This is a genomic window from Peribacillus sedimenti (assembly GCF_046237635.1).
Classification (GTDB): Bacteria; Bacillota; Bacilli; order Bacillales; family DSM-1321; genus Peribacillus; species Peribacillus sedimenti.
Genome location: NZ_CP143547.1, coordinates 3,577,073 through 3,589,075 on the forward strand (window position 1 = coordinate 3,577,073; position 12,003 = coordinate 3,589,075).

Genomic DNA, 12,003 nt, shown 5'->3' on the forward strand with positions numbered 1-12,003 from the left:
ATAACACGAAATTACATGAAATAGCGGTCTGGATCACTCCATGACGACATAAATAAACAAGGGTTCCTCAAGGGAACATATTGTGATTTTATGTCCCCCTGCTTATCCAATATACAAAGTAAAAACAGGCCAATATTTAGGCCTGTTTTATTTTTGCAGTATATCTATATGTTTGATTATTTCTTCAAAAGGAACATCTTTATTGCCTGGAAAGGCCTTGATCAGCTTGCCGTTCTGGTCAATAAGAAAAAAGCTTGTGCCATGAATAACCTGTGTCTCATTTTCCGGCTTTTTTACGAGAGTCTCAAAGCTTTCTAGGGCAAATTGTTCAATATCCGCTTGCTGATATCCTGTTAGAAAATGCCATTTGGAAAGGTCAGCCTGGAATTTTGAACCATATTCCTTCAATGCTTTCGGAGTATCAATCTCCGGATCTACGGAAAACGAAACAATTTCAACATTCTTAATCCCTTTTTCTTTTAGCATGTTCTGAAGCTTGGCCATATTGGCCGTCATTGGGGGACACACCGTGGCACAGCTGGTAAATATAAAGTCGGCAAGCCATACCTTACCCTTTAAGTCTTCTTTTGAAAAGGAATTTCCATCTTGATCAGTGTATGTAAAATTTTGAATATCCTTATTTTTCGCATCTGGAATTTCATTCGAACCACAAGCCGTTAATAACAAACAGAGAACAATTATCAATGCCGGCATTGCCTGTAATTTATTCATTTTTCCCATCCTTTGCCGAATTATTCATACTTATAATATTCTAGCAGACAGAAGTTTGGGAGGAAACAATTTACTTACCAATTATAAGAATCTTGACAATTTTATTACAAATTTACGAGGTGTATCGATTCATTAAAATATGAAAAACAACATCCCAGGATCTTGTAACCCTCTGCTATTGATTTTTTGCCGCGTTTCTAACCGGTTGTGAAATAGACAAATCAGAGAATGTGGAGAAGGAGCATGCAGAGGAAGCGGATGAAGCGAAAAAGGGGAATGATTGCCATCTGAATGATCCAGCCAGCGACGATACCCAGGAGCTAACAGCATCTCCTGATTCTGTTGCTGCGATTTTTAATGGATAAACATAAAACAAATGGCCAGCCCTCTATGCTGAAGTGCCGAAATATTGAAGTCTTTTGGAAGCGATACCTTTTTATTGCGGATACGGTGATTCAACTTGTCATGGTAATCATTATGATTGCTTCGTACATGAAAGCAGGAAAAACGGTTCCATTGTCTGGGAGGGCCATGGAACCTGCTAAGCTTGCCTGGAGGCTGCGGCTGACGCCATCAGCCAATTCAACAGCGACAAGAGCTAGAAAGAAATAGGTGATTAAATCGTTTCAAAGTATGTAGACAGGTACGCCAGGCCTACACGAATGAAATAAGCGTGAAAAGAGCTTCAAAAAGAAGCACTCCTGCAACGGACAGGAGTGCTTCTAAAGTATTTCCTTTTTGTGCGCTTTATGTCTGATCAATCCCAATAATACATTAATGCCATGGCGCCTTCTCCTGCATGGGTGCTTACGACTGGAGTCGTTGTATCAATCGTTATTTCTAAACTGCCGCAGAATTCCTTTACTGCATCCTTAACCTTTATGGAAAGGTCATGTCCATTTGCATGGGCAATCCCAACACCGCTTACAGTCTTGCCTTTCGTATCTTCTACAAACCGTTTAACGAGAGATTTCACGATTTGAGATTGGCTTCTGGCTTTGGACACTGGATTGAGCACCCCATTTTCCAATGTGGCAATGGGTTTTATATTTAACAGTGATCCAACAAAAGCTGATGCTTTTCCAATCCTCCCTCCTTTCACAAGGTTCTCAAGAGTATCTATGACTATAACCAGGCTGGTCTGCTTCTGTATCTGAGCCAATCTATCAGTGATCTCTTTAACAGACTTACCTTCCTTTGCCATTTTCGCAGCTTCAATGACCTGAAATGAGAGTGCCTTGGAGATGAATTTTGAATCAATCACAGTCACCTTTGTCTCCGACATCGCTGCTGCGCTTTCTGCAGAACGTACAGTCCCGCTCATGCCGCCCGTCATATGTATGGAAATAACCTCGCTTCCATCCTCGCCAAGCCTGTTATATACATCTAAAAAAGTACCTGTCGCCGGCTGCGAACTCTTTGGAAGCTCCCTTGAATTCTTCATTCTTCGCAAAAATTCTTCTCCGTCTATTTCTACTTTATCTAAAAACACCTCATCATCAATAGAAATCGAGAGAGGAATCATTTCAATCTCATACTTTTCTAATTCTTCAAAAGACATGTCCACTGTCGAATCAGTAACGATCTTCACCTTGCCCATCTATGCTTCACATCCCAACTTTACAATTCTATTGTATTATACCTGTAACCGCTTTTATTTTAAACTAAATGTTTCACATTAATATGACGTTTCGCAACGGACAGCCAAGGAAACTATAATTGGGAAAGCCAGGCCCGGAAAGATTAAAAGCGCGGGAGGGAATCAAGGGCAGAAATGCGGCCTTTTCCACAAAAAAAGCCTTTAATGGCGCTGTAATGACAAAACGGTTATATTTTAGAGTCTATAACCGTTCCTGAACACCTTAAAGGACTTCTTATTCCTTATGCATTACCTGTGCGAAGCACCAGTTCAAAAAAAGTTGTTGAAATACCGGCCATTTTAATAAATTCAAAAGATGTTCCCGAAAAGAATACACCGTTATTGCTGAATGAGCGGACTTTTCGCATAGCCTTTTTAATGGTGCAGCTGTGCTTGTTAAATGTTAGTTTTATGCCATGTCCTGACTTTCAAATTCTGCTTCCAGGATGGCTTCACGCCGCTGCTTTCTTTTGAAGACTACCTTGGAAAGGGATATGCTAATTTCATAAAGAAGCAACAGCGGGATTGTGACCAGGAAATCGGACATAAAATCTGGAGGAGTGATTGTAATCGCAATCACTACCAGCACAAAATACGCATATTTCCTGAGTTTCTGCAGCACGAAAGGATTAATGATCCCAATGGAAGTGAGAAACATGGTAAGTACCGGGAGCTCGAACAAGACGGCAAAGGGAATTGTCATATTTAGGACGAAACGAAAATATCTGTCAACGGTGAAGGTTGTTATGAACATGTCCCTCCCAAGGTCCATTAAAAAGCTTAGTACTGTCGGAAATATAACAAAATAACCGAACGCAAGTCCAGCTAAAAAAAGAATAAATAAAGCAGGTATATAAGATAGCGTTGTCTTAATTTCTTTTGGCAGCAATGCCGGCTTCACAAAGAGCCATAACTGAAGAGCGAATACAGGAATAGTCCCTGCTACCGCGATAATGGAGGCAAGCATGAAATAAATCCAAACAATATCGCTCGGACCCAGGACGGTGAGCTTTACGTCCAAGTCACGGACAAACCAATTATAAATATCCTCCACAAATAAAAACCCTAGGATGAAAAAAATCACGAATGATACAGCCGTAATAATCAGCCTTTTTCTCAATTCATCCAGGTGGTCTATGACATTAAGCTCTTTATCTGACAAAATAATCAATCCTTCTCATTTGATACTGGCTTAGTACGAACTTGGATGCAAAAAGGTGCAAGATGGCATTCATCTCACACCCGACTTTTATTTTGCAGCTTTTTTCTTTTCTTCTTCTAAATCGTCCATTACGTCACTAGTAAGTTCACGAGTGGATTTCTTAAATTCCCGCAAAGTCTGTCCCATAGCACGCCCAATTTCAGGCAGTTTCTTAGGCCCGAAAATGATAAGGGCCAATACAAGAATTAATATTAGGCCTGGCACCCCGATATTCGATAACATCAAAACATCCCCTTAGCAGTTATAAATACTACTGTGATTATAATATCATGTGACAAAACAAAAAAGAATTTATTGGCATTTTTCATACAACATACATATTCTAGCAATATTTTCTACAAAATAAAATCCTTTTATCAGGAATGATACCATTATTGTAGCGTAAGGATGGCCAAAGTACCAGTTATATTAATAAATGGAATAAATTGCTGTCTTTGTTTACCTCTACAAACGGGAAAGCCTTTTTTTCCATTCTATTAATGAGCCCGGTATAATCGGAAGGATTTTTCAGTTCGATGCCAACAAGGGCTGGACCGCTGTCTTTGTTATTCTTTTTCGTATATTCGAAGCGAGTGATATCATCCTGGGGGCCAAGCACTTCATCCAAAAATTCTCTTAAAGCTCCTGCACGCTGCGGAAAATTTACTATAAAATAATGCAGCAGGCCTTCGTATAAAAGCGATTTTTCCTTAATTTCCTGCATGCGGCCGATATCATTATTCCCGCCGCTTATGACACACACCACTGTCTTCCCTTTTATTTTTTCCTTATATAGATCGAGGGCTGCCACAGGCAGTGTTCCCGCAGGCTCTGCCACAATGGCATGTTCATTATATAGCTCCAGGATTGTGCTGCAGATCTTTCCTTCCGGCACATCCACAATATCAGAAATATTTTCACGGCAAATTTCATAGGTTTTTTCACCCACACATTTAACAGCTGCCCCATCGACAAATGTATCGATATGGTTCAGCGCCTCAGCTCTGCCCTTTTGAAACGCATGTTTCATAGACGATGCACCGGCAGGTTCTACCCCGATACATTCCGTCTCAGGTGAAATCGCCTTAAAATACGTGGACAGTCCAGCCAATAACCCTCCGCCGCCGATGCCGGCAAAAACATAATCAATTTTTTCGTCACAGTCATTAATGATTTCAACTGCAGCTGTTCCTTGTCCTGCCATAACTTTTTCATCGTCAAAAGGATGGATAAATGTTCTATTCTCCTCTTCCGCGCATTGTTGTGCCTGTGCGAATGAGTCATCAAAGGTGTCGCCCGTCAATACAATCTCAACAAGATTCTTTCCAAATAATTCAACCTGGTTCACCTTTTGGCGTGGAGTGGTAGCCGGCATGAAAATCTTGCCGTGGATACCCAGATGGCTGCAGGCATAAGCGACCCCCTGGGCATGATTGCCCGCACTCGCGCAAACGATGCCTACTTCAGTCTCATTCTTTGTCAGAGAAATCATTTTATAATAGGCTCCCCTAATTTTGAAGGAGCGGACATGTTGAAGGTCTTCCCTTTTCAAATATACATTGCAACCATATTTTTCGGATAAACGATTATTCTTCTGCAACGGAGTATGAGTAACAATATCTTTTAGTTCCTTATACGCAATAAGGATATCTTCGATGGAAAGCCATTTCTTCACAGATGTAGTTTGGTTCATAATTTCCCCCCGGTACAAGATTTAGGATTCTTAATCCGTAAATTATAACACTTTACTCGCACGAATCAACTGATTTTTCTAAATATTCCAATGACACTCCGCTATTTTCCTGTGAAAGCGCAGGTCAAATGATTCAGCTGGATATTGTCCAGTTCCTTCCAGTTTACGCAATGCCTGTCAAAAAAAGAATCATATCCATGCATTAAGAGTTGCATTCCAAACACAAAAAAAGGGCTTATTTCCGGATTTTCAAGCCTGGAAATAGCCTGGATCTGCATGATGCTAGATTGCTTCATATACTATAAAATCGTGGTTATAGATATTCTTCTCATCCATAACACCGTGTACAACAGATTTCTTTACCCAATTCTGTTGATCAAACTCCGGGAAAAAAGTATCCCCCTCAAATTCATGGTGGATTTCCGTAATGTATAAGCGGTCTGCAAATGGAAGGACTTCCCTGAAGATCTCCGCACCGCCGATTACAAAAACCTCCCTGCCGGCTTTTTCAGCAAACAGCTTTATTTCCTCAGTAGAGTGGAGGATGGTGCATCCATCCGCTTTAAAATCTTGCCTGCGGGTCACGATTACATTTTCCCTGCCTGGAAGGATGCGCCCAATTGATTCAAAGGTTTTCCGTCCCATTACTATCGGATGGCCCATGGTTGTTTCTTTAAAATATTTCAGGTCGGCAGGAAGATGCCATGGCAGCTGATTATCCTTTCCGATTACTCTATTTTTATCCATTGCTACCAGCAATGAAATCATAGGCTCACCGCTCCTTTGTTATGACTTAAATTGAAAACATTGTACCATAGAGAACCCTATATTAAAATACGACTTGGAAACAACCAAGTAAGCAATACACGGATTTTGGCTATTCATACATACATTTGTCGGCAAATTTATATATTACACCTTCACCTAGTATGTTATGCTCAAAGCATTCTATTTTTAAGGGATTATTTTTGGCTTTTCCATAGTCACCTTCCCTTTAAAGGAAGGAGGAAAAAGTAATTTTCCATATAAGTTCGTTGCAGATACTTTTAGAAAAGTCTAAGGAATTCACTGAGACTGAAATTATGTACACGATTTCCAGTAATGATCAAAGTGTATTTATCTGCTATTCAAAAACCAACGATGCTTTTCTGATTGTACATCTTGAGAGCTTACAGAAACAAATACACAGCAATGTTGAATCTGCAGCATTAGCGATAGACAATATCCTGAATCGTACTGATTTTATTCATTAAACCTCAACTGGGGTCTTATTTTTTATCTGGAATTTTTTATTTTCTGTTATTTTGCCAGTAATTTTCACTTAAGTAACAGCTCCCCCGACAGGGTAAAAAGACGCTGCCGGGAATTAATAGAGCCCCTCATGTTCAGAAGCTATAATTGACAAAAGACTTTGGCCAAGAACATTGACCATGAGGCATTTTTTTGCTATAAACGAATTTTGCACTTTACCTGCTTATTGTGGAGAATGGGTCCACCATTCCTGTTACAAGCAGCCCGGATACAAGTATCATGAAAATGCTGAAGACGATCATTCCATAGCCAATTCGTTTGTTTGTTTTTAAGGTAAATGCCCCAGCTCCCAAACAAATCAATGCAATCGCAAGTATGATATACTCCAGCTTAATACTGCCATTCGTCAAAGAATGATCAGCTCCTGTATGTTCATTTCCATTCCCCGAAATTTGATTGTCTATAATTCTCGTATTGGCATCGCCGTATAGTTTTATGGCTTCACTTTTATTATTGGTAATCTTATTTTCTTTGAAAACATTATCGTTCACACCGTTCAAAGCATGAATCCCATATCGATAGTTTTGATCTATATCATTGCCGGCAATCGTATTTTCGGAACTATAATTCAGAAACACACCGCTCCCAAAGTTTTGAGTTGCATCATCCTTTATCTTTGAGCCATTTCCCGATATGACGTTGTCACGGACAGTTGTCTTATTCGCATTTCCCAGGAAGACACCGCCTTCTTTATTGTTTCTGATCTTATTTCCGCTGGCATGGATCGTATGGCTATCAACATAAACAAATGCCAACCCATAACCTTCATTGTTTTCCAGAACATTGTTTGTAATGGTTACATTTTCTAGCCTCTTGTCATACGGCGGGTCACGCTCCAGGTCGATGCCAGCGCTTGGCGGCGTTCCATTTGTATTCTTAAAAACACTGTTTGTAACCTGGATATTCCGGCCTGCAACGATGGAGAGACCCTGCCTCCGGTTGTTATCCGCGGTAATTCTATTAATTTTTACACCATCAGGAACATTTGAATCCCGGCTGCTAATCTCAATTCCATCTCCCCAAAAATTTTTGAAGGTCATTCTGGAAATCTCTACATTAGTAGCATGGCCGTATATCTGGATACCGTGTCCCCATTCCCCATCAGTTCCTTCATGAGCAGACCTGTCGCCAACCAAAGTCCCCCCCGAAAATGCAACATTGTCCACATCCCCGAGGAAAAACATCCTGTAGATACCCTGATCATTGGGACGAAGTTCGATAACAGAATCTTCCGCAAGTCTAATGTGAACATTGCTTTTCATAGTCAACGCCGTACCGTCGGTGTCTACAGCAACATCATACGTTCCGGCAGGGATATCAACAATACCGCCTCCTGAACTGGCCACATCATCAATTGCCCTTTGAATGGCATTCGTATCCAACTTTCCATCATTTGGTATGGCGCCGGTTTTTGTAATATTTATATCTGCTGCGTTAACCACCTGGTCATAGGGAATGGCAAAACTAAGAAGCGCAAGACAAAGAGCTATAGGAAGCAGAAACCTATATTTCTTCTTCCTCATATTTTTCATTAATACCGATTCCTCCTTTTCACAGATATTATTTTCTATTATTTAATGGATTTCTATAAGGATTGAACATGAGGTCTTTCCTGAGGAGTATAAGTGATTTTTCCAGTATCAGTACTATTGTGGAAGATAGTTCCTTATGTCTATATTACTATTCTATTTAAAGGGATGAGTACAAAAAAGACTTGTAAACATAATGACCATAAGAAAGTTCTTTTTTTTGTCACATTTAGGTCAGAATCTTTTATAAATTGAAATCCCAAATAGAATAAATGCCTGCCGGATGGTTCCGACAGGCATTCGTTAACTGCTATTAAACTGCGACTGGAGCTTTTATGGGGGGATGAGGATCATAACCGATAACTTCAATATCCTCAATTTCGAAATCAAAAATACTCTTTTTCTCCGGATTCAGTCTTAAACTAGGAAGCGGCCGTGCCTCACGGGACAATTGAGTCTTAACTTGTTCAAGATGATTGGAATAGATGTGCACATCCGCACCTGTATAAACTAGCTCTCCAACCTCCAATCCGCATTCATGGGCAATTAAATGAGTAAGAAGGGCATACGATGCAAGATTGAACGGCAAGCCAAGAAATACATCGTTGGAACGCATATTGAACATACAGCTGAGTCTTCCCTCAATCACATAAAATTGGAAGGAGTAGTGGCAAGGTGGCAGTGCCTGGCTTTTTAGCAGGGATATATCCCAGGCATTGCATATTAATCTTCTTGAATCAGGATTTCGCTTAATTTCTTCTACAATATAACGGATTTGGTCGTAGACTTGTCCGTCCGCCCCTGCCCAGCTTCGCCATTGCTTGCCATAGACATTTCCAAGATCCCCAAATTTATTGGAGAAATGGTCGTCTGTCAGGACTTTCTTCTGATATTCTTCCATTTGTTCTATGTATAATTTATTAAAATCCTCGTCCTGTTGACTTCGGATACCGAAATTGCTCATATCCGGCCCGTCATATTCCTCAGATTCTACCCATTGCTGGAAACCCCACTCATCCCAAATATGGTTATTGTGTTCCAATAAGTATCTGATGTTTGTATCTCCCTTTAAAAACCAAAGAAGCTCAGTGAAAACCAATCGGTAAGCAACTCTTTTTGTAGTTAATAAAGGGAACCCCTCCTGTAAGTTAAAACGCATCTGATAACCGAATGTTGAAATCGTTCCTGTCCCTGTCCTGTCTTCCTTCCTCGTTCCTTTTTCCAAAATAAAACGGCATAAATCAAGGTAGTCTTTGTCTGCTCGATTCACAATAATCCCCCCATGTACATTAACTCAGGCAAAAACAGATATTCCCAATATCATTAAGCTGCTAACAGCTGTTAAAGCCAAACTTTTTTCATTCCTTATCCCTTTATTCCCCACATTATGGGGAATGTATAAAATAAACTTCAGGGACCCGGTCTGCCGGCAGGCGATTTCCGGCTAATCACTGTCAGCTGTTCACAAGGGAAACGCTACCTGACAGATCTTATCGGGTACCCATATCTATCCCTAGTTCAGTTAGAGATTTATTAACACAATAGTTATAGCTCGGTCACGGTGAACTGCTACAGAACGAATTCCAATTGATCCACTAGGGCCCAATGAGTTTCCGGCGCCGACCTAAGTAAACATGTAGTCAAGCTTTTATACTTACCTACGGAAAGAAGATTTTAAAATGATATATGTGGAAGAAACTACATAATAAATATAGCCTAAGAAATGGCTGCATTCAATTTTCTATCTTAAGCCAGCTATAAATGCGTACGTTTCTGGAGCCTTGGTCCGCAACAGTTTTTTAGACCATGGGTTTGCATAATACAGAGCGAAGGTTTCGGCAAAATACTCCTCCGGATAGTTTATAAAATACGTCTGATCAGGAAATAACAGCGGTGCTTCTTGTTGCCATAGTTTTGTAAATTGTGCCCCGCTGCTGATATTTTCATAAACAATACTATCTATCGAATGGGCAACTTCATGGAGTTCAAGCCTTTCTGAGCCATGGCCTTTTCCTCGTTCGCTGGCTCCATTTTTGACTAATACCAGCCTTGAACCGCCAAGTCCAGGCACATCATCCCATGTATGATTTTTTTGCTCGTATCCTCTTGGAATCACTCCTTTCAAATGCCTGGCGGTCCGGTTATCTGTCAGTGGCCCGGTGAAGATTTTAACCTTTACATGGCGGTGGTTCAATTTTTGAAGGAGTGTGGGCGGCAACTTTGAAATGGAATATGCAATGCCAAGGGCAGCTTTCGAATCAAAGGGTCCGCTTGGATATAAAATAAGGTTCTGCACCTGTTCATTATGCTGCAAAAAAGGTTCATTTTTAATCGGGTTTGTATCAGGAAGATTGCCGAAACTGATCCCTTCCTCTGACGCAAATGACAATGAATAAAAGGAAAACAAAACAGTTACAACAGCTATCAGAAACACAAACCTCTTCAAGAACATGGGTGATATACCCTCCCTTCAATTAAAAATGCAAATATAAGTACTTCTTTCAGTATATTAATATATTGATTATAGCATGGAATCTTCTTTTCTTTCGTTGCTGTTAAGACTTAAATTCTGCCATTTCAGACAATCCACAGATCCGCACGCAGTTTGGTCTTTCTTCATATACAATTAATAACCATTTTATTCTCTTGGCAGGTGAAGCATTATGCGATTTATTAATAGACAAAAAATACTGGATGAACATCCTGAGCTTCCTGATGAACTGCATGAGATATTTAGCCATGATGTATTTGTCTACCTGGATCTGCTGCTGTTTTCCCTTCTGCTCGGCTTTCTTTTATATTCTGTATCCCATTCCTTGTGGAAAGCGTGCACGATACCCATCCTGTTTCTGGCCGGCTTCTCCCTTTTGTATAAATCCATCTTTCATAAAAATAAGGGAACCAGCTGAAAACGCTGACTCCCTCTTAATCTCTAATTATGAAATTATTCCGGTTCCTCCCCATGCCGGCGGAGTATTTTTATCCCAATAAATCCTTCCAAGCTCATGATGGGCTATAAAGCCGTCATGATAAGTATGGTAATGAAAATTGAACCAATAACCTTGCTGAGGTGGATTTTCCTGCCTTACATGGAACCTGATCACATCTTCTTTAGTGTCTTCATTATAAATGTGGAAGATTTTTTCCCCGCGCCCTATAGAAGGCTTGGTTGAAATGGCAAGCCTGCTTACATTCTTTTCAGGATATTCTGCAGCAATATTTTCGATTGCTTCTTCCATTTTTGGTAAAATCACATTACGGAATTCATCTTCTATTTTTGGTTTTATCTTTTCGCCAAATTTACGGTAGGAATTTTCTTCCGCTTTCATTTTCATAGTGTATATGAAATGGCCGCTGTCAAAAATTTCCGATTCGAAAAGGCTTTTGTTTTCTCCACTTTGATAAGTCTGTGATAGGTGAGAGTCCTGAATGGAATCCTTTTTGGCGTTCTTGGGAGTTTGTGCTTCGGCAAACCAGTCAAAGTCAGAAGGAGTAACCAGTCCGAAGGTCAAAATTGATATAAGGACAACCAGGCTCTTCTTCCACCAATTTACTTTCTTCATTGCCATGCTCCCTTATTTATTAGTCCGTTCTTGGCCGTCACAGTCTGTTCCATATAACGGCCATTCCTATGAATCTAGTATACATACCTTCTGCAGAAATTACGAATTAATATTACAAAAGGTTTCAAAAAAATAGAAAAGGGATAAAAAAACTAATAGACTTCTTTCACAAGCCAGACTCCGGGACAATGGCTTTTTTACATGCGGGAATACTAAATCATATTCTCAAAATCGACTCTCGTTAAAAATCGGTTTAGTGCATGACATTATGTCATGACTTTTAAAAACCGTACAAGGCAGTGCACATGCATTCAGCAACATTACAATCTTCATCG

Annotated in this window: 14 protein-coding genes; 3 read left to right on the top strand and 11 right to left on the bottom strand. The window is 40.1% G+C overall.

Features of this window, described 5'->3' with window-relative positions; translation table 11 throughout:
* Positions 1 to 147 precede the first annotated feature (147 nt).
* The gene (locus tag V1500_RS17550) at positions 148 to 732 is read right to left on the bottom strand and encodes an SCO family protein (RefSeq protein WP_409301219.1); all 585 of its coding nucleotides are present in this window, start codon (positions 730 to 732) and stop codon (positions 148 to 150) included.
* Positions 733 to 962: 230 nt separating this feature from the next.
* Here V1500_RS17550 and V1500_RS17555 point away from each other — a divergent pair, with 230 nt between their 5' ends.
* Together V1500_RS17555 and V1500_RS17560 are read left to right on the top strand one after the other, a co-directional pair.
* On the top strand, positions 963 to 1,097 hold the full coding sequence (locus V1500_RS17555; RefSeq protein ID WP_409301221.1) for a hypothetical protein: 135 nt from the start codon (positions 963 to 965) through the stop codon (positions 1,095 to 1,097).
* 54 nt (positions 1,098 to 1,151) lie between these two features.
* Complete coding sequence (locus tag V1500_RS17560) at positions 1,152 to 1,277, top strand: PCYCGC motif-containing (lipo)protein (protein ID WP_409301223.1); 126 nt, start codon at positions 1,152 to 1,154, stop codon at positions 1,275 to 1,277.
* 212 nt (positions 1,278 to 1,489) lie between these two features.
* On the opposite strand, the gene V1500_RS17565 is transcribed toward V1500_RS17560, so the two are convergent.
* From V1500_RS17565 to V1500_RS17605, 9 genes are all read right to left on the bottom strand, one after another.
* The gene (locus V1500_RS17565) at positions 1,490 to 2,332 is read right to left on the bottom strand and encodes a DegV family protein (RefSeq protein ID WP_409301225.1); all 843 of its coding nucleotides are present in this window, start codon (positions 2,330 to 2,332) and stop codon (positions 1,490 to 1,492) included.
* Positions 2,333 to 2,606: 274 nt separating this feature from the next.
* Entirely contained in the window at positions 2,607 to 2,708 is a 102-nt protein-coding gene (locus V1500_RS17570) for a hypothetical protein (protein WP_409301226.1), read from the bottom strand.
* A gap of 72 nt (positions 2,709 to 2,780) precedes the next feature.
* Positions 2,781 to 3,533: a twin-arginine translocase subunit TatC gene (tatC, locus tag V1500_RS17575; protein WP_409301228.1), complete on the bottom strand. Its 753-nt coding sequence runs from the start codon at positions 3,531 to 3,533 to the stop codon at positions 2,781 to 2,783.
* Between the two features lie 87 nt (positions 3,534 to 3,620).
* Positions 3,621 to 3,815: a twin-arginine translocase TatA/TatE family subunit gene (locus V1500_RS17580; protein WP_409301230.1), complete on the bottom strand. Its 195-nt coding sequence runs from the start codon at positions 3,813 to 3,815 to the stop codon at positions 3,621 to 3,623.
* 181 nt (positions 3,816 to 3,996) lie between these two features.
* Positions 3,997 to 5,265, bottom strand: a complete 1,269-nt coding sequence (gene ilvA, locus V1500_RS17585) for a threonine ammonia-lyase IlvA (RefSeq protein ID WP_409301232.1) — start codon at positions 5,263 to 5,265, stop codon at positions 3,997 to 3,999.
* Between the two features lie 282 nt (positions 5,266 to 5,547).
* Complete coding sequence (locus tag V1500_RS17590; protein WP_409301234.1) at positions 5,548 to 6,033, bottom strand: dihydrofolate reductase; 486 nt, start codon at positions 6,031 to 6,033, stop codon at positions 5,548 to 5,550.
* 698 nt (positions 6,034 to 6,731) lie between these two features.
* Positions 6,732 to 8,108 (bottom strand): right-handed parallel beta-helix repeat-containing protein, encoded by a 1,377-nt coding sequence (locus tag V1500_RS17595; RefSeq protein ID WP_409301235.1) that lies wholly within the window; start codon positions 8,106 to 8,108, stop codon positions 6,732 to 6,734.
* Positions 8,109 to 8,418: 310 nt separating this feature from the next.
* Positions 8,419 to 9,375: a thymidylate synthase gene (locus V1500_RS17600; RefSeq protein WP_409301236.1), complete on the bottom strand. Its 957-nt coding sequence runs from the start codon at positions 9,373 to 9,375 to the stop codon at positions 8,419 to 8,421.
* Positions 9,376 to 9,846: 471 nt separating this feature from the next.
* Positions 9,847 to 10,557 carry an anthrax toxin lethal factor-related metalloendopeptidase gene (locus V1500_RS17605; RefSeq protein ID WP_409301238.1) on the bottom strand — a complete coding sequence of 237 codons (711 nt, stop codon included), beginning with the start codon at positions 10,555 to 10,557 and terminating at the stop codon, positions 9,847 to 9,849.
* 211 nt (positions 10,558 to 10,768) lie between these two features.
* Here V1500_RS17605 and V1500_RS17610 point away from each other — a divergent pair, with 211 nt between their 5' ends.
* Positions 10,769 to 11,014, top strand: a complete 246-nt coding sequence (locus tag V1500_RS17610) for a hypothetical protein (protein ID WP_409301240.1) — start codon at positions 10,769 to 10,771, stop codon at positions 11,012 to 11,014.
* Between the two features lie 27 nt (positions 11,015 to 11,041).
* Here V1500_RS17610 and V1500_RS17615 read toward each other — a convergent pair whose 3' ends face one another.
* Positions 11,042 to 11,668 carry a YpjP family protein gene (locus V1500_RS17615; protein WP_409301241.1) on the bottom strand — a complete coding sequence of 209 codons (627 nt, stop codon included), beginning with the start codon at positions 11,666 to 11,668 and terminating at the stop codon, positions 11,042 to 11,044.
* Positions 11,669 to 12,003: the final 335 nt, after the last annotated feature.